We start from the raw sequence: 17,657 nt of genomic DNA, 5'->3' as shown, positions 1-17,657 counted from the left end.
GAGGCCGATACGAGGAGGAACCGGTGGCGACTGCGCCTGGCGAGATGAATACCGCGCCAGTACGAGGACGATCCACCCGACAGCGGGCCGCGGTCGCGGCGGCGTTGGACGAGGTGGACGAGTTCCGCAGCGCCCAGGAACTCCACGACATGCTCAAGCACCGTGGCGACTCCGTGGGCCTGACCACCGTCTATCGCACCCTCCAGTCGCTCGCGGACGCCGGTGAGGTCGACGTCCTGCGCACCAGCGACGGCGAGTCCGTCTACCGCCGCTGCTCCACCGGCGATCATCACCACCACCTGGTGTGCCGCAAGTGCGGCAAGGCCGTCGAGGTGGAGGGTCCGGCCGTGGAGAAGTGGGCGGAGTCCATCGCGGCCGAGCACGGCTACGTGAACGTGGCCCACACGGTGGAGATCTTCGGCACCTGCGCCGACTGCGCCAAGGTCTAAGGCGTGTCCTTCGGATCCTGCCCGGCCGCACCGCGCGGCAAGATCAGAAGAGACGGCCGGGACACCTCCTAGAGCCGCCGCAGGTTCCGCTCGTGGAGCTCGCGGATCCGGTCCAGCTCGGCGTCCGTCAGCACGGCGCCCTCGGGCAGCCGGGTCACCACCCCGGAGTCCGAGAAGGTGCAGCGGTACTCGCGGTGCCGCGCCGCGAGCTCGTACAGCCGGAACGCCCGCCGGTCGAAGCTCATGTACGCCCCGTAGACCGCGACGAACAGCCCCAGCATGGCCAGCGCGCCCCAGAGCGCCGGTTCGACGCCCCGGGCGACCCCCAGCGCGGCGGGCGCCACCGGCAGCACCAGCCACAGGAGGAGCCGCAGGCAACCCGGCACCGTCTTGCGGCTGTACCACCTCAGCGCCCTACGGGCGTCATCGCGCCGGGGGCTGTAGTACGCCTAACTCTCCACGTCCAGGCCCGTGACCTGCGGCGCTCCACTTGTCGTGTCCATGGGCGCCGAGCGTAGTACCCGGGTCAGCCCGCAGAACCCTCGGCCTGGTTCGGGACGGCCCCGCCGAAGCGGCGGTCGCGCTGGGCGTACTCCAGGCAGGCCGCCCAGAGGTTGCGGCGGTCGAAGTCCGGCCACAGCACGTCCTGGAAGACCATCTCGGCGTACGCGCTCTGCCAGAGCAGGTAGTTGGAGGTGCGCTGCTCGCCGCTCGGGCGCAGGAAGAGGTCCACGTCCGGCATGTCCGGGTAGTACATGTACTTCGCGAAGGTCTTCTCGTTCACCTTCGACGGGTCCAGCCGGCCCGCCGCGACATCGCGGGCGATGGCCTGCGCCGCGTCCGCGATCTCCGCGCGGCCGCCGTAGTTGACGCAGAAGTACAAGGTCATGGCGTCGTTGTCGACGGTCTGCTCCTGCGCGACCTGGAGCTCCTGGACGACCGACTTCCACATCTTCGGCATGCGGCCGACCCAGCGGATGCGGATGCCCAGCTCGTTCATCTCGTCGCGGCGGCGCCGGATGACATCGCGGTTGAAGTTCATGAGGAAGCGGACCTCGTCGGGCGAGCGCTTCCAGTTCTCGGTCGAGAAGGCGTAGAGGGAGAGGTTCTTGACGCCCATCTCCAGGCAGCCCTTGAGCACGTCGAGCACGACGCCCTCGCCGACCTTGTGGCCCTCGGTACGCGGCAGGCCGCGCTCCTTGGCCCAGCGGCCGTTGCCGTCCATGACGACCGCGACGTGGTTCGGGACCAGCTCGCCGGGGATCTTCGGCGGAACCGCGCCGGACGGGTGCGGCTCGGGAACCTTGTACTCGCGGCGAGAGCGCCCCAGAATCCCGCGTCGTGCCATGTGTCCAGCTCCTATTTCTCGACGTATCGCAGGGAGCGTAGCCCGCGCTCCAGATGCCAGTGCAAATAGGCGGAGACCAGCCCGCTGCCCTCCCGCACGTGACGCGCCTCGCACGCGTCGGCATGCCCCCAGTCGCCCGTCAGCAGGGCGCTGAGCAGGGCGATGGCCTCAGATGAGGGTACGACGCTGCCGGGCACGCGGCAGTCCCCGCATATCACTCCGCCCGCGGCGACGGAGAAGTGCCGGTTGGGGCCGTGGATGCCGCACTTCGCGCAGTCCTCGAAGCTGGGCGCGTAGCCGTTGACGGCCAGCGAGCGCAGCAGGAAGGCGTCGAGGATCAGGTGGGGCTGGTGTTCGCCGCGCGAGAGGGTGCGCAGGGCTCCGACGAGCAGCAGGTACTGCTGCACGGCGGGCTCGCCCTCGTTCTCGGTGAACCGCTCGGCGGTCTCCAGCATGGCGGTGCCGGCGGTGTAGCGGGCGTAGTCGGTGACGATGCCGTTGCCGTACGGGGCGATGATCTCGGTCTGGGTGCAGAGCGGGAGGCTGCGGCCGATCAGTTCGCTGCCGCGGGCGAAGAACTGCACGTCGGCGTGGGAGAAAGGTTCCAGCCGGGCGCCGAACTTGGACTTCGTACGCCGGACCCCGCGGGCGACGGCCCGCACCCTGCCGTGGCCGCGGGTCAGCAACGTGATGATGCGGTCCGCCTCACCCAGCTTCTGGGTGCGCAGCACGATGCCGTCGTCGCGGAACAGACTCATGCGCCCATTGTCCCGTACGGCGGCGCGACCACGGGCCGGGTGTCGGCGCCGTGGCCGGCCGGGGAACGGCAGCGGCCCCGGCCGGGCTCGGGGCCCGGCCGGGGTCCACCCCTTGGGAGGGTCAGGAGGCCGGGGTCCGGGCTTCTTCGCCCTCACCCGACGGGGCCGGTACGGCTGCTGCGGAGTCCGCGCTGTCCCCGGCCGCCGCCACCTGGGCGGGCAGTTCGACCTTGGGGGCGTCGTGGGCGCCTTCCTTGCCCAGGCCGTTGAAGATCAGGTTGAGGACGATGGCGGCCGTGGCGCCGAGGGTCACGCCGCTGTTGAGCAGCGAGGACAGGTCCGGGTCCATGTGCTTGGTGAAGAAGACCGGGACGGTCGCGGGGAGCAGGGCGAAGGCGAGGGAGACGCCGACGATCAGTGCGTTCTTCTCCTCCTTCAGGTCCACCTTGGCCAGGGTCTGGATACCGGCGAGGGCGACCATGGCGAACATGACGGTCGCGGCGCCGCCGAGGACTCCGTGCGGGACGGCGGCGACGATCGCGGCGGCCTTGGGGAGCAGACCCAGGACGATCATGAAGACACCCGCGGCGACCACCACGAACCGGCTCTTCACCTTCGTCATCCGCACCAGGCCGACGTTCTCGGCGAAGGCCACGTACGGGAAGGAGTTGAGGACACCGCCGAGGGCGGTCGCGGCGCCGTCGGCACGCAGGGCGCGGGCCACGGTCTCGCTGTCGACCTCCTTGCCGACGATGTCACCGACGGCGTAGGTGTCACCGGTCGTCTCGACCATGGTGATCAGCATGACGATGAGCATCAGGACGATCGGGAACCACTCGAACTTCGGGGCACCGAAGTGGAAGGGGGTGGTGACGCCGATCCAGTCGGAGTTGCTCACGTCGCCGAACTTCGCGTCGCCGAGCAGGAAGGCGACGGTGGTGCCGACGACCAGGCCGAGGAGGATCGAGATGCTGGAGAGGAACGGCTTGCCGATCTTCATCAGGATCAGGATGAAGAGCATCGTGCCGCCGGCGTAGGCGAAGTTCTTCGGGTCTCCGAAGTCGGGGCTGCCGAGGCCGCCGGCCGCGTCGTTGAGACCGACCGGGATCAGGACGATGCCCAGCACCGTGATCACCGTGCCGGTCACGACCGGCGGGAACAGCCGCATCACCGTCCGGAACGCCTTGGCCGGTAGCCAGGCGAAGGCGAAGGTGGCGATACCCGCGGTGATCACCGCACCGTAGATGACGAGCAGGGCGGCGGTGCCGCCGCCGGCCCCGAGGCCGATGGCGATCATCGGGGAGACCGCTGTGAAGGTCACGCCCTGGATCAGCGGCAGGCGCGCGCCGATCCGGCCGATGCCCCAGGCCTGGATGATCGAGGCGATACCGCAGGTGAAGAGGTCCGCGTTGATCAGGTAGACCAGCTGTTCAGGGCTCAGCTTCAGCGCGTTGCCGACGATGATCGGGACGATCACCGCGCCGGCGTAGAAGGCGAGTACGTGCTGGAAGCCGTACAGCGCGAGCTTGGGGAGGGGGAGCACCTCGTCGACCGGGTGCGTGCTCTGCTCTCCGTCGGTGGAAAGCCGGGCGGCGACACGTGCCATCTCAGCCTTGCCCTTCAAGGTAGGTAAGTGAGAGGAGATCTGGTTATCCCTGGGCGTAGTGGGTCGCTAACCCGTTGGTACGCCAGGGTTGTCAGTGCATTCACGCTGAGGTGAATCGAAGCCGCGCTGTGTTGACGGCGCCGTCTTGTCGTGTGACCGGAATTGAACGCCTGTGGGAGGCGCCACACATATCGTCGACTTCGACAAACTGTTGACGTTCAGGCCCGTCGGATCTGTAGGTTTCTCCAGTGGTGCGCAGTCCTCGGCGGGGGGTATGCGCACAGGGGTGCGGAGCCGGGTCCTCCCACCGCGCGACCGTGAAGCACATACACCGTGACGTGCGCATACGGCCTTTGCAGCCCTTCGGACGGGCAAACTCGAAGGCCCTGTTCCGACCGTCCGACTGGTGGACACATCGGGCACCGAGCATGCGCCCACACCGTTCACACGACGTTCACGCGTCCCGAAACAGGCCCTGCGAGGCCGGATCGTTACGTCGCGGAGGCCCGTTTCGGACGGAACGGCCCCTCCGGAGTCCACGGTTCGGACACGAAGCGGCCCCGCGCGAGGAATTCGCGCGGGGCCGCTCGTGCGGGATCCGTGGCACCCCTCAGGGAGCGCGTACCGCCGACAGCAGTCGGGCCACCTCGTCCGTGTCGATCCGCAGCGCCGAGCCGACCGTCGCCAGCACCTCGCGCTCGGCCGGGGTGTACGGGCCGTCCGCGAGCGCGATCCGGGCCCCCTGGAGCAGGATCGATTCACGACCCGGGCCGGCCAGGTGCGGGGCCAGCGGTTCCAGGGCCTCGTGCAGCTCTATCGACAGCGCGGCCCCGCAGCACTCCGGGACGTCGTACAGGCCTTGCCGGCCCTCGTCCGTGGACAGCGCCTCCACGAGGGACTCCAGCTGCTCCTCGGTGCACTCCTGGAAGCCCGCGGCCCGTACGGCGCCCACGGCGGCCTCCAGCGCGCTGCGCGAGGCCGTCCCGCCCGCGGTGAGCACGGCCAGCGCCACGGTGTGCACGGCATCGCGCAGGAGGGCCGTGAACCGGGTCGTGGTGAGGTGGTCCAGGACGTCGGTGGCGAAGCGCGCGCGGCAGCCCTGGCACTCGATGACGGGACCGGCCTGCCCGCGGGGCAGCAGCGGCACCCCGAGGACGGTGAACCGGCGCCGCCCGGTCCGCCTGCGGTAATTGCGGTCGCCACCGCAGGCGGGGCAGAAGAACTCCCCGTCGCCCACGGTGCTCCAGGTGGTACGGGTGCCCCAGACCGTCAGCTTCCGGCCGTCCCCACCCCGAACTGGCAGCACGTCGCACCTCCGTAACCTTCCGGCAACATCGCCGGGTTGGCGTGATGTTAGCCACATCGATGAGGATGCGTCAGCCGTGTGACAAGACAACATGTCCCCGGCCCCGGACTTGGCCGGTCTACGTCCCCGACGTCCCCCCACCCCCCGCCCGCTCCCCCTAGGGTTCGCCGCATGAACGAGAAGTCCTGTCTGGTCACCGGCGCCGCGAGCGGGATCGGCCGGGCCACCGCCCTGCTGCTGGCCCGTTCCGGGGCCCGGGTGACCGCGGCCGACATCAATGGCCCCGGGGTGGAGGCCCTCCGTACGGAACTGGCCGCCGAGGGGTACGCGATCACCGCGGTCGCCGGTGACGTCGCCGATCCGGAGGCCAACCGCGCGATGGTCGCGGCCGCCGTCGAGGCCTACGGGCGCCTGGACGTCGCCGTGGCGAACGCCGGAGTGCTCCCCCTCTCCGACGTACGGGAGACCAGTGCCGAGGACTGGGACCACGTCATGGCCGTCGACGGCCGCGGCATGTTCCTGACCTGCAAGTACGCCATCGAGGCGATGACCGCGCAGCCCCGCCCCGGTGGGGCTCTGGTCTGCGTGTCGTCGATCTCGGGGGTGGCCGGGCAGGCCCGCCAGGCCGCGTACGGGCCCGCGAAATTCGTGGCGTCGGGGCTGACCAAGCACCTCGCGGTGGAGTGGGCCGCGCACGGGATCCGGGTCAACGCGGTGGCACCGGGAACCATCCGTACGGAGCGGGTGATCGCGCTGCGGGACGAGCCGGGCGGGCCGGAGTACCTGTCGGAGATCACGGGGGCGCACCCGATGGGCCGGCTCGGGGAGCCGGAGGAGGTGGCCCGTGTGATCGCCTTCCTCGCCTCGGACGCGGCCTCGTTCGTGACGGGCGTGGTCCTGCCGGTGGACGGCGGCTACCTGGCCCGCTGAGCCCGCCCCCGCACCGGCCCGCGGAGGAACGACGGAGCCCCGCAGCCTTCCCGGAGGAGGGCGACGGGGCTCACGTACGAGTGGTCAGCGACCCGCGCGGTTGACGGCGGAGATGACCGCCTTCAGGGAGGCGCGGGTGGTGTTGGCGTCGATGCCGATGCCCCACAGGACGCGGCCGTCGATCGCGCACTCGATGTACGAGGCGGCCACGGCGGAGGCGCCCTCGCTCATGGTGTGCTCGGTGTAGTCCAGCAGGCGGGCGTCGATGCCGATGCCGGCCAGGGCGTCGAAGAAGGCCGAGATCGGACCGTTGCCGGTACCGTCCAGGACCGTCTCCACACCGTCCACGACCGCCTCGACGGTCAGGGTGTCCGTGCCGTCCTTGTCGGTGGCCGTCGAACCGGAGCGCAGCTGGATGCGGCCCCACGGGTTCTCGGGGTTGGGCAGGTACTCGTCCTCGAAGACCGACCAGATCGCCTTGGGCGTGACCTCTCCGCCCTCGGAGTCGGTCTTGGCCTGGATGATCCGGGAGAACTCGATCTGCATGCGGCGCGGCAGGTCCAGCTTGTGGTCGTTCTTCAGGACGTAGGCGATGCCGCCCTTGCCGGACTGCGAGTTGACCCGGATGACCGCCTCGTAGGAGCGGCCGACGTCCTTCGGGTCGATCGGCAGGTACGGAACGGCCCACTCGATGTCGTCCACGGTCTTGCCCTGGGCGGCCGCGTCGGCCTCCATGGCGTCGAAGCCCTTCTTGATGGCGTCCTGGTGGGAGCCGGAGAAGGCGGTGTAGACCAGGTCGCCCGCGTAGGGGTGGCGCGGGTGGACCTCCATCTGGTTGCAGTACTCGCTGGTGCGACGGATCTCGTCGATCTGCGAGAAGTCGATCTGCGGGTCGATGCCCTGGGAGAACAGGTTCATGCCCAGGGTGATCAGGTCGACGTTGCCGGTGCGCTCGCCCTGCCCGAACAGGCAGCCCTCGATGCGGTCGGCGCCGGCCATCAGGGCCAGCTCGGCGGCGGCAACGGCGGTGCCCCGGTCGTTGTGCGGGTGCACGGAGATGCAGATGTGCTCGCGGCGGGTCAGGTTGCGGGCCATCCACTCGAAGCGGTCCGCGTGCGTGGACGGCGTCGAACGCTCCACGGTGGCGGGCAGGTTCAGGATGATCTCGCGACCCTCGGCCGGCTGCCAGACGTCGCAGACGGCCTCGCAGACCTCCAGGGCGAAGTCCAGCTCGGTGTCGGTGAAGATCTCCGGGCTGTACTGGTAGCCGAAGGTGGTCTCGGGACCCAGCAGCTTGTCGGCGTACTCCATGACCAGGCGGGTGCCGTCGACGGCGATCTGCTTGATCTGCTCCTTGGAGCCGCGGAAGACGACCCGGCGGAAGGTCGGGGCGGTCGCGTTGTACAGGTGCACGGTGGCGCGCTTCGCGCCGACCAGGGACTCCACGGTCCGCTCGATCAGGTCCTCGCGGGCCTGGGTCAGTACGGAGATGGTGACGTCGTCCGGGATCGCGCCCTCTTCGATGATGGAGCGCACGAAGGCGAAGTCGGTCTCGCCGGAGGAGGGGAAACCTACCTCGATCTCCTTGTAGCCCATGCGTACCAGCAGGTCGAACATCTCGCGCTTGCGGGCCGGGGTCATCGGGTCGATCAGCGACTGGTTGCCGTCACGCAGATCGGTGGAGAGCCAGCGGGGGGCCTTGGTGACACGGGCGTCCGGCCAGGTCCGGTCCGGGATGTCCACCTGCTCGTACGAGCCGTACTTGTGGATCGGCATCCCGGAGGTCTTCTGGGTGTGGGTCGCGTTCGTGATGGGCGTGGGGCGACCGACAAAAGGCTGCTGGCTCATGGCGTTGGGCTCCTCGCGTGTCCGCGTGTAGTTCGCTGGGACGGCCGACGGCGGTAGTGAAAACCGCAACACCAAACTCCGCGGGGAGGGGGTCGGCCTACGACTACAGACCCTCGCCGCGGCAGCTAAGGAGAAGCAGCCCGAAACGCATGATGGGCCGAGCCTAGCCGAGCCGCGCCGTTGCGCGAGGACCTGTTTCAGTATGCAAGACCCGAGGGTCCGATTTGCCCCAAATGTGAGCCAAGCCTCGCTTGCTCCCGCCGGGTCCGGTTGTTCCGTCAATCCGGCGTCATCGCTTTCAGACAAGTGAATGAATCATGGTCGCAGGTAGTGACAGCGTCATGACCCACTGCCACATTGCCGGGCATGGATGCCTCCCACACCCACCGCCATCACCCCGTCTTCTGCACCGTCGTCCCCCCGCACCTCCTCGACAAGGCCGCCCGCTCCGAGGACTCCCGCCGCGCCGACCTCGCCCAGCGCACCCTGGAACGCGACTCCCTGCTGCGTACCCGGCGCCGGGTCACCGCCGTCCGGGGGGTCGTCCCCACCCTTGCCGTGACGGCCTCCGACGATCCGGACCGGACCGTCTACGACGCCCAGCACCGCACCCGGCTGCCCGGGAAGAAGGTCCGGGGCGAGGGCGACCCGCTGAGCAAGGACGCCACCGTCAACCGTGCCTACGCCGGGCTCGGGGCCACCTACGACCTGTTCCTCAAGGGCTTCGGTCGGCGCTCCATCGACGACGCCGGGCTCCCCCTGGACGCGACCGTCCATTACAGCGAGGACTACAACAACGCCTTCTGGGACGGCCGGCAGATGGTCTTCGGCGACGGTGACGGGGACCTCTTCCTCGACTTCACCGTGTCCGTGGACGTCATCGGGCACGAGCTGACCCACGGGGTCACCCAGTACACGGCGAACCTGATCTACCGCGGCCAGTCCGGCGCCCTGAACGAGTCGATGTCCGACGTCTTCGGCTCGCTGATCAAGCAGTACTCGCTGGAGCAGACCGCCGAGCAGGCCGACTGGCTGATCGGGGCCGGGCTGCTCGGTCCCGAGGTCACCGGGGTCGCACTGCGCTCGATGAAGGCGCCGGGGACCGCGTACGACGACGACGAACTCGGCAAGGACCCGCAGCCGGCCACGATGGACGACTACGTGAACACCCACAGCGACAACGGTGGGGTCCACATCAACTCCGGCATCCCCAACCACGCCTTCTACATCGTGGCGACCGAGCTGGGCGGCAAGGCCTGGGAGCGGGCCGGACAGATCTGGTACGACACCCTGACCGGCGGACAGCTCGCCGAGAACGCGGACTTCGCGGACTTCGCGCGACTCTCGACGGCGGCGGCCGTGACCCGGTACGGGGACGGAGGCGCCGAGCACCAGGCGCTCCAGAAGGCGTGGTCCGCGGTGGGTGTCCCGCTCGCGGGGTAGAGGGCTCCCATGCGCATTCAGGTGGTACGGACGGGCGGCTTCGCGGGCATCGAGCGCCGGGCCGAGGTGGACACCACGGGCCGACCGGACGAGGACGAGTGGCGGGCCCTGGCCCAGCTCGCGTTGCGGCCCGCCCCGCCGGGCGACCCGGCGGACCGGGTCCGGGACGGCTTCTCGTACCGGATCACGGTGGACGGGCGGACGGTGGCGTGCGCGGAGCCGCACCTGTCGGACGCCCAGCGGGCGCTGATCTCGCGCGTCCTGAAGGAGGGCGCCTGAGCCGGCCGGGAAAGAAGGTGCCCGGTCGGCGCCGCTTTGTTTGGATGGCCGAATGACCAACCACATGATCGATTCGACGCTGTCCGAGCTGGAGCGGTACTACGACACGGTGCCGCGGGTGGGCGGGGCCCGCGCCGAGGACTTCGGCCCGCTGACGCTGTTCGTCCAGGAGGGCACGGGCTGGCCGTACTACGCGCGGCCCACGCTCGACGGTCCCGAGGCGACCCGGGCCGACGTGGAACGGGTCTGGGAGCGCCAGCGTGAGCTGAAGGTGCCCGAGGCCTTCGAGTGGGTGGCCGAAACCAGCCCTTCGCTCCGGGCCGCGGTGGAAGCCGCCGGACTGCGGGTCCACGCGCACCCCCTGATGGTCCTGGACCCCGCGGCCGAGGCCCTGCCCCCGCACCCGGAGGTCCGGCTGCTCGACGCCGACGATCCGCTGCTGACCGCCGCGGTGACGGTCCCGGCCCTGGCCTTCGCGGCCCCGGGAACGGCCGTGGGCGAGGCCGGACCAGCGGAGCTGGCGGCCGCGATGACGCAGCCTGCGGCCGAGGAGGGCAGGGCCCGGGTGTCCGGCAAGCTGGCGGCGGGCACCACGGCCCTGGCCGCGGCCGTCCGGGACGGCGTGGTGCTGTGCGCCGGCCAGTACAACCCGGTCGGGGACGTCGTGGAGGTCGTGGGTGTCGGCACCCTGCCCTCGGCCCGCCGTCAGGGCCTGGCCCTCGGGGTCACGGCCGCCCTGGTCGCCCTGGCCCGCGAGCGCGGGGCCCGTACGGTCTTCCTCTCGGCGGGCGACGAGGACGTGGCCCGCGTCTACGCCCGCATCGGCTTCCGTCGCGTGGCCACGGCTCTGATCGCCGAGCCCGAGGAGTGACCGCTTCGGATTCCTCTTTGCCGAGTCGGCAACAAAGTTTGCCGTAGGGCGCCGGGCGGGCGGAGCATCGGCCGAACCGGCACCCGTAATGGAAGAGGGACCCATGACCGAGCACACCCACACGCACACCCACGCACACTCCCACGACCACCCCGCCGACGCGCCGCCCGCCGGGGAGGCCTTCTGGGACGGCCGCTACGGGGAGAGCGACCGGATCTGGAGCGGTGAGGCCAACGCCATGCTGGTGCACGAGGTGTCCGCGCTCGCCCCGGGCCGGGCCCTGGACCTGGGGTGCGGGGAGGGCGCCGACGCCGTCTGGCTGGCCCGCCGCGGATGGACGGTCACCGGGACCGACATCTCCGGGGTCGCCCTCGGCCGGGCGGCCGAGCACGCGGCCGAGGCCGAGGTCGCGGACCGGATCGCCTTCGCCCGGCACGATCTGACGGAGTCCTTCCCGGAAGGGGAGTTCGACCTCGTCTCGGCGTGCTTCCTGCACAACTACGGGGACTTCCCCCGGGACGCCGTCCTGCGTGCGGCCGCCTCGGCCGTGGCCCCCGGCGGCACCCTGCTGGTGGTCGGCCACGCGGGCTGGGCGCCGTGGCAGGAGGAGCGGGAGGAGGCGCACTTCCCCACGCCCGAGGAGGTCCTCGCGCAGCTCGAACCGGTCACGGCGGGCTGGGAGGTCCTGCGGGCCGAGGAGACCGAGCGGATCCAGAACCAGCCCGACGGCACGCCCGGAACCCGTACGGACAACGTGGTGCGGGTGCGCCGGCCCGCGTAGCCGGACGGCCCGGCAGAGGGACGGAACGACGAACGGACGCGACCCCGTGCGGGGGCGGCGTCCGTTCGTCGTGTCGTCGCGTGGTGCGGCTCGCGCCTCAGAAACCGAGCTTGCGCAGCTGCTTGGGGTCGCGCTGCCAGTCCTTGGCGACCTTCACGTGCAGGTCGAGGAAGACCGGGGTGCCGAGCAGCGCCTCGATGTGCTTGCGCGACTTCATCCCGACCTCCTTCAGACGGGAGCCCTTCGGGCCGATGATGATGCCCTTCTGGCTCGGCCGCTCGATGTAGACGTTGGCGTGGATGTCGAGCAGCGGGCGGTCCGCCGGACGGTTCTCGCGCGGGATCATCTCCTCCACGACCACGGCGATGGAGTGCGGGAGCTCGTCCCGTACGCCCTCCAGCGCGGCCTCGCGGATCAGCTCCGCGACCATGACCATCTCGGGCTCGTCGGTGAGGTCGCCCTCCGGGTAGAGCGGCGGGCTCTCCGGCAGCAGCGGCGCGATCAGGTCGGCCAGCAGCTGGACCTGGGTGTCGCCGACGGCCGAGACGGGAACGATCTCGGCCCACTCGAAGCCGAGCTCGGCACCGAGCTGGTGCACGGCGAGGAGCTGCTCGGCGAGCTGCTTGGACTCGACCAGGTCGGTCTTGGTGATGATGGCGATCTTGGGGGTCTTCTTGATCCCCGCGAGCTCCTTGGCGATGAACTTGTCGCCGGGGCCGAGCTTCTGGTCGGCCGGCAGGCAGAAGCCGATGACGTCGACCTCGGCCCAGGTGGTCCGTACGACGTCGTTGAGGCGCTCGCCGAGCAGGGTGCGCGGCTTGTGGAGGCCGGGCGTGTCCACGAGGACGAGCTGGGCGTCGGGGCGGTGCACGATGCCGCGAACGGTGTGGCGGGTGGTCTGCGGCCGGTTGGAGGTGATCGCGACCTTGGTGCCCACGAGTGCGTTGGTGAGGGTCGACTTCCCCGCGTTGGGGCGGCCGACGAAGCAGGCGAACCCCGCACGGTGCGGGGCGGTGGACTCGGGGGAACGATCGCTCATACGGGCCATTCTCCCCGATGCGGCTCCCAGCGCCGACCAGATCACGACGACGAGGGCCGGCACGGCCGTGAGCGAGGGGTACTCGGCGAGGTCCGCACGGCCCTGAGCTGTGGTTCCGTCGGCCCGGGCGCGCACGGTGACCTCGGCCCATTCCGCTCTGGGCGCGCCCTCCCAACGGGCCCCGAGCCGTACTTCCTGACCCGGCAGCAGCTCCGCGGGCAGCCCGCCGAGCCGCTGGGCGTGGAGCGGACGGCCGAGGGCCCCGGTGGCGGTGAGGGTGGCCCGGGGGCGAAGGGTGACATTGCCGATGTTGTGGAGCGTGTACGAGATGTCCGTGCCGGAGCCGCGACGGTGGACGGTGACGTCCCGGACGGTGAGGGCGGGGGCGGTGGGGCCGGTCACCCGCAGGTACAGCCGGGCGGCGACGGCCCGCTGTACGTCGATCCCCCGGCCGGTGTCGGCCGCGGCGGCCGGCCGTTCCTCCAAGGCCACGACGGCGCCGGGGTGGTCTCCTGGTTCCGCCCGGTCGGGGACGGTGAGGGTGAAGCCGACGGCGACCGACGCGCGGGCCGCGACGGTGACCCTGTCCCGGTCGAGCTTCGCCCACGCGGCGGTGGTCAGCCGCGGTTCGTCGGGGCCGCGCAGGGCGAAACCGCCGTCGCGGGCGGTGTTGTAGGCGTCGGCGACGTACAGCCGGAAGGTGCGGGGTCGGTCGGTGCGGTTGGTGAGGGTGACGGCGTCGGCGACGGACCGGCCGGGCGCGGCGGCGAGGTAGAAGGAGGGCCGCTGCCCGACGGTGTTCGCGACGGGCAGCACGGACCACTGCCCGTCGTCGGCGGTGGCCGTCCCGGCGGGTCCGCCGAGGAAGATGCCGCCGAGCAGCGCCGCCGTCGCCACGCGGAGCCGTCCCCGCCGCGGCAGCCGCGGGCGGCCCGTCACGACAGGGTCAGGGTCAGGACCGCCGTGTACGCGCCCGGCGGGGTGTACGGCGGCACCCGCAGCGTCACCGTGGCGTCGATGGTGAAGGTGCCTGCGACCAGCGGCGCGTCGGGGGTGGAGGCGAGGAGGGCCCCCTCCGGCCCGACCACGCCCGCGCTGCCCGCCGTACAAACGCTCCGACTGCCCGCCGCGGCCACGCACGTCGGGGTCCAGGACAGGGAGGCGCCCGGGATGCGGATCCCGCCGGGACCGGTGAAGTCGGTGACCTTGCCGATCAGGGACCAGCCGGCCTGGCCGCCGCGGGCGTCGGTCACCGTCACCGTCCCGATCCGGCCGGGGGCGGCGCCGCCGTCGCCGTACGGGACGGCGCCCAGGGTGATGTCCTCGCCGGTCTGGGTCATGCCCAGGACGCCCGGCTCGACGGTGGCCGTGACCTTCCGGACGGTGGGGGCCGGCGGCGCGACGGCGTCGATGACCGTGTACGCGGCCGGCCCCGAGCCCTGGCGCGCCGACCAGGCGGCGCCCTCGTAGGCGATCACCGCGGTGGTGGCCCTGTCCGTGACCGGTAGCTCGACCAGGGCCGTGCCCCGTTCGTCGGCGGTGGCGCTCGCCCGGTCGGCCGTCTCGGCGGCGCCGGCCCGCCCGGCGACCGTGACGACCGCGCCCGGCGGGAAGCCGGCGGCGGTGACCTCGACCTTGGCACCCGGCCGGCCCTGGGCCGCGCCGAGGAAGACGCTGCGCAGGTTGGCCGTCGGCAGCGCGGTCGCGGTCAGTCGGGCGGAGACGGGAGCGGGGGACGCGGCGTCGGTGGTGCAGAGGGTGTCCAGGTCCAGCAGGTGGCTGGTGTGCAGGGTGTAGCCGCCCGGGGCGAGCGTGGTCTCGCCGGGTGCGGTGACGGTGAAGGTGCCGGTCATCGTGACGGCGGGAAGCGCCGCGCCCGCCGGGACGGGGTCGTTGCGTTCGGCCCCGACCACGGTGATCTCGCCGCTCTGGGCGCCCGCCAGCAGGATCCGGCCGGTCGGGGTCAGCACGTCGGCGGGGAGTTCGCCCCCGACCGGGTTGACGGCGGGGGTGCGCACCACCTGATAGGTGACGGTGACGGTGTCGCCGACCTGCGGGGCCGGGTTGTCGACGGTGATCCGCGCGGTGGTCGGTCCGTCCGCAGGCGGGAGCCCGGCCTCCTGGGGGGCCGGGCAGTGGGTCGGGAAGTCGACCTGGCCCGGGGGTGTCTCCCCCTCGGCCGCGGCGGGTGCGCCGAGCGCGCCCCCGGTCGTGGCCGCCAGCACGACCAGGCCTACGGCCGCCGGCCATCTCCGCTTCCGCGCCCCTGTTCGCACTGCCCGCCCCTTAGGTTCCCGCGCGCCCGAGCCCGGCGCAGGGGGCCATTCACGAGCGGAGGGCGGGAGAAGTCAATGCACGGCTCCGGCACCATCTGATGGCCCATCAAGAGATGTCAGGTTGCTCGGCTCCGGCCCCGGCCCCGGCACGCACGCCGCACGGAAGGTGCGGCGGTACGCGGTCGGACTCACCCCGAGCGCCGCCTGGACGTGCTTGCGCAGCGACTGGGCCGTACCGAAGCCGCTGTCCCGCGCCACCTGCTCCATCGGCAGCTCCGTCTGCTCCAGCAGCTGCCGCGCCCGCTCCACCCGCCGGTCGACGATCCACCGGCCGGGGCTGACGCCCGACTCCTCGCGGAAGCGGCGCGTGAAGGTCCGTACCGACATGGCCTCCTGCCGGGCCAGGTCGGTCAGCCGGAGCGGTTCGTGCAGCCGGTCCAGCACCCACGCGCGGGCCGCCGTGGTGCTGGCGAGCTGCGGCTCCGGCATCGGGCGCGCGATGAACTGCGCCTGCCCGCCCTCCCGGTGGGGAGGTACGACCGTCCGCCGGGCCACCTCGTTGGCGACGGCCGCGCCGTGGTCGCGGCGCACGATGTGCAGGCACAGGTCGACCCCGGCGGCGACGCCGGCCGAGGTCAGCACGTCGCCGTCGTCGGTGTAGAGCACGTCGGGGTCGACCCGGACGGCCGGGAAGAGCCGCTGGAAGTGCGCGGCGCAGGCCCAGTGGGTGGTCGCCGGGCGCCCGTCCAGGTATCCGGCGGCGGCGAGGACGTAGCCGCCCGTGCAGATGGAGACCAGCCGGGTGCCGGGCCGGATGTGGGCGAGGGCCGCCGCCAGCTCGTCGGTCAGCCGGCCCTCCTCGTGCACCGGGCCCAGCTCGTACGAGGCCGGCACCACCACCGTGTCGGCGGTGGCCAGCAGTTCGGGACCGTGCTCGACGTGGATCGCGAAGTCGGCGTCCGTGCGCACCGCCCCCGGGGCGAGCCCGCACGTGAGGATCTCGTACAGCGGTCGCCCGGCCGGGTCCTTGGCCCGCCCGAAGATCCGGTGCGGGATGCCGAGCTCGAAGGGCAGCAACCCGGTGAGGGCGAGGACGACGACCCGGTGCGCCGGCTTCCGCGACTTCTCCGACTCCATGGCCCGATCGTATCGAACCATGACGTTCGAGCCACTGTCGCGCGATGGCGCGGTGGCCGGAAGCTGTCGAGGTGTCCCAGACAGCCCCTCCCTCCACGGCCCCCTCGCCCACCCCCCGCCAGGCCGGACGCGTCCACCGCGCCTGGTTCGTCGCCGCCGTCGCATTCGTGACGATCATCGGCGCGGCCGGTTTCGCCTCCCTGCCCGGACTGCTCATCGAGCCGCTGCACGCGGAGTTCGACTGGTCACGCGGCACCATCGGCCTCGCCGTATCGGTCAATCTCGCGCTGTACGGGCTCACCGCGCCCTTCGCCGCGGCCCTGATGGATCGTTTCGGCATCCGCCGGGTCGTGGCCCTGGCCCTGCTCGTCATCGCCTCGGGCTCGCTGGCCACGGTGTGGATGACCGAGCCCTGGCAGCTCGTGCTGTTCTGGGGCGTCCTCGTGGGGCTGGGCAGCGGCTCCATGGCCCTGGCCTTCGCGGCGACGGTGACGAACCGCTGGTTCACCGCCCGGCGCGGCCTGGTCACCGGCGTCCTGACCGCGGCCGGGGCCTCCGGTCAGCTGGTCTTCCTGCCGCTGCTGGCCTGGTTGGTCGAGCACCACGGCTGGCGCCCGGCGACGGTGACGGTCTCCCTGTCGGCGCTGGCCGTCACCCCCTTCGTGTGGCTGCTGATGCGCGACCACCCGGCGGACGTGGGGCTCGCGCCGTACGGCGGCACGTACGTGGAGAAGCCGGCCCCGACCCCGGGCGCGACCCGGCGGGCCCTGCGGGTACTCGTCGACGCGGCCCGGACCGGCCCGTTCTGGCTGCTGGCGGGCACCTTCGCGATCTGCGGCGCCTCGACCAACGGCCTGGTCAAGACCCACTTCGTGCCCGCCGCCCACGACCACGGCATGCCGGTGACGGCGGCCGCCGGGCTGCTGGCGGTGGTCGGCGTGTTCGACGTGATCGGCACGGTGGCCTCGGGCTGGTTCACGGACCGCTTCGACTCGCGGCGACTGCTGGCCGTCTACTACGCCCTGCGCGGGATCTCGCTGCTCTTCCTACCGATCCTGCTGGCGCCGTCGGTGCGACCGCCGCTGGTCTTCTTCATCGTCTTCTACGGCCTGGACTGGGTCGCGACCGTCCCGCCGACGATCGCGCTGTGCCGCGAGCACTACGGGGAGGACGGCGCGATCGTCTTCGGCTGGGTCCTGGCCTCGCACCAGATCGGCGCGGCCCTGGTGGCGTTCCTGGGCGGCCTGACCCGCGACCTCACCGGCTCGTACGACACCGTCTGGTACGCGTCGGGCGCGCTGTGCGCGATGGCTGCGCTGATGGCGATGACGATCCGCCGCCGATAGCCTCCCGGCGGGGGCAACCACACACGACCCTTCACCGGCGTCCGAAACCCGGGCCGATCCAGCCTCGCCGGCGTCCGAAACCCGGGCCGATCCAGCCTCGCCGGCGTCCGAAACCCGGGCCGATCCAGCCTCGCCGGCGCCCGAAACCCGGGCCGATCCAGCCTCGCCGGCGTTTGAGGCGCGGGTCCGGGCGGAGCCCGGTGCCCGTCGGAGCCGGGTTCCCTGGGGCTCCGCCCAGAC

General features: G+C 71.7%; 16 protein-coding genes. 7 read left to right on the top strand and 9 right to left on the bottom strand.

Going from position 1 to position 17,657, the window contains the following annotated elements:
• Positions 1 to 23: 23 nt before the first annotated feature.
• The gene (locus ACWG52_RS25040) at positions 24 to 449 is read left to right on the top strand and encodes a Fur family transcriptional regulator (RefSeq protein WP_308296129.1); all 426 of its coding nucleotides are present in this window, start codon (positions 24 to 26) and stop codon (positions 447 to 449) included.
• Positions 450 to 517: 68 nt separating this feature from the next.
• Here ACWG52_RS25040 and ACWG52_RS25035 read toward each other — a convergent pair whose 3' ends face one another.
• The 5 genes from ACWG52_RS25035 to ACWG52_RS25015 form a co-directional block, all read right to left on the bottom strand.
• The gene (locus ACWG52_RS25035; protein WP_390140114.1) at positions 518 to 835 is read right to left on the bottom strand and encodes a hypothetical protein; all 318 of its coding nucleotides are present in this window, start codon (positions 833 to 835) and stop codon (positions 518 to 520) included.
• Between the two features lie 140 nt (positions 836 to 975).
• A complete protein-coding gene (locus tag ACWG52_RS25030) occupies positions 976 to 1,797 on the bottom strand; it encodes an isoprenyl transferase (protein ID WP_301371274.1) in 822 nt (273 codons plus the stop codon).
• Between the two features lie 11 nt (positions 1,798 to 1,808).
• Positions 1,809 to 2,555 (bottom strand): DNA repair protein RecO, encoded by a 747-nt coding sequence (recO, locus tag ACWG52_RS25025; RefSeq protein WP_385609214.1) that lies wholly within the window; start codon positions 2,553 to 2,555, stop codon positions 1,809 to 1,811.
• Positions 2,556 to 2,676: 121 nt separating this feature from the next.
• The gene (locus ACWG52_RS25020) at positions 2,677 to 4,161 is read right to left on the bottom strand and encodes a nucleobase:cation symporter-2 family protein (RefSeq protein WP_389811860.1); all 1,485 of its coding nucleotides are present in this window, start codon (positions 4,159 to 4,161) and stop codon (positions 2,677 to 2,679) included.
• Between the two features lie 610 nt (positions 4,162 to 4,771).
• A complete protein-coding gene (locus tag ACWG52_RS25015) occupies positions 4,772 to 5,467 on the bottom strand; it encodes a TerB family tellurite resistance protein (RefSeq protein WP_389811858.1) in 696 nt (231 codons plus the stop codon).
• A gap of 171 nt (positions 5,468 to 5,638) precedes the next feature.
• Here ACWG52_RS25015 and ACWG52_RS25010 point away from each other — a divergent pair, with 171 nt between their 5' ends.
• The gene (locus ACWG52_RS25010; protein ID WP_390140112.1) at positions 5,639 to 6,397 is read left to right on the top strand and encodes an SDR family NAD(P)-dependent oxidoreductase; all 759 of its coding nucleotides are present in this window, start codon (positions 5,639 to 5,641) and stop codon (positions 6,395 to 6,397) included.
• A gap of 84 nt (positions 6,398 to 6,481) precedes the next feature.
• Here the strand turns inward: ACWG52_RS25010 and leuA are convergent, their stop codons facing one another.
• The gene (leuA, locus tag ACWG52_RS25005) at positions 6,482 to 8,245 is read right to left on the bottom strand and encodes a 2-isopropylmalate synthase (protein ID WP_389811852.1); all 1,764 of its coding nucleotides are present in this window, start codon (positions 8,243 to 8,245) and stop codon (positions 6,482 to 6,484) included.
• A gap of 366 nt (positions 8,246 to 8,611) precedes the next feature.
• Here leuA and ACWG52_RS25000 point away from each other — a divergent pair, with 366 nt between their 5' ends.
• The 4 genes from ACWG52_RS25000 to ACWG52_RS24985 all read left to right on the top strand — a co-directional run bounded on the left by ACWG52_RS25000 (position 8,612) and on the right by ACWG52_RS24985 (position 11,619).
• On the top strand, positions 8,612 to 9,688 hold the full coding sequence (locus ACWG52_RS25000; RefSeq protein ID WP_389811849.1) for a M4 family metallopeptidase: 1,077 nt from the start codon (positions 8,612 to 8,614) through the stop codon (positions 9,686 to 9,688).
• Positions 9,689 to 9,697: 9 nt separating this feature from the next.
• The gene (locus ACWG52_RS24995; RefSeq protein WP_033224717.1) at positions 9,698 to 9,967 is read left to right on the top strand and encodes a protealysin inhibitor emfourin; all 270 of its coding nucleotides are present in this window, start codon (positions 9,698 to 9,700) and stop codon (positions 9,965 to 9,967) included.
• Positions 9,968 to 10,019: 52 nt separating this feature from the next.
• Entirely contained in the window at positions 10,020 to 10,838 is an 819-nt protein-coding gene (locus ACWG52_RS24990) for a GNAT family N-acetyltransferase (RefSeq protein ID WP_389811845.1), read from the top strand.
• Between the two features lie 103 nt (positions 10,839 to 10,941).
• A complete protein-coding gene (locus tag ACWG52_RS24985; RefSeq protein ID WP_389811842.1) occupies positions 10,942 to 11,619 on the top strand; it encodes a class I SAM-dependent methyltransferase in 678 nt (225 codons plus the stop codon).
• 97 nt (positions 11,620 to 11,716) lie between these two features.
• On the opposite strand, the gene era is transcribed toward ACWG52_RS24985, so the two are convergent.
• From era to ACWG52_RS24970, 3 genes are all read right to left on the bottom strand, one after another.
• A complete protein-coding gene (gene era / locus ACWG52_RS24980) occupies positions 11,717 to 12,667 on the bottom strand; it encodes a GTPase Era (RefSeq protein ID WP_030384631.1) in 951 nt (316 codons plus the stop codon).
• 926 nt (positions 12,668 to 13,593) lie between these two features.
• The gene (locus tag ACWG52_RS24975; RefSeq protein ID WP_390167270.1) at positions 13,594 to 14,889 is read right to left on the bottom strand and encodes a WxL domain-containing protein; all 1,296 of its coding nucleotides are present in this window, start codon (positions 14,887 to 14,889) and stop codon (positions 13,594 to 13,596) included.
• A 117-nt stretch (positions 14,890 to 15,006) separates the two neighbouring features.
• Positions 15,007 to 16,071, bottom strand: a complete 1,065-nt coding sequence (locus ACWG52_RS24970; protein ID WP_453125968.1) for a GlxA family transcriptional regulator — start codon at positions 16,069 to 16,071, stop codon at positions 15,007 to 15,009.
• A gap of 71 nt (positions 16,072 to 16,142) precedes the next feature.
• Between ACWG52_RS24970 and ACWG52_RS24965 the strand changes: the two genes are divergently transcribed.
• Entirely contained in the window at positions 16,143 to 17,417 is a 1,275-nt protein-coding gene (locus tag ACWG52_RS24965; protein WP_390140110.1) for an MFS transporter, read from the top strand.
• Positions 17,418 to 17,657 lie beyond the last annotated feature (240 nt).

This window comes from Streptomyces sp. CLCI03 (assembly GCF_053615355.1).
Note: the sequence above shows the minus strand (reverse complement) of the source record. Positions and strands in the feature narration are given on the sequence as shown.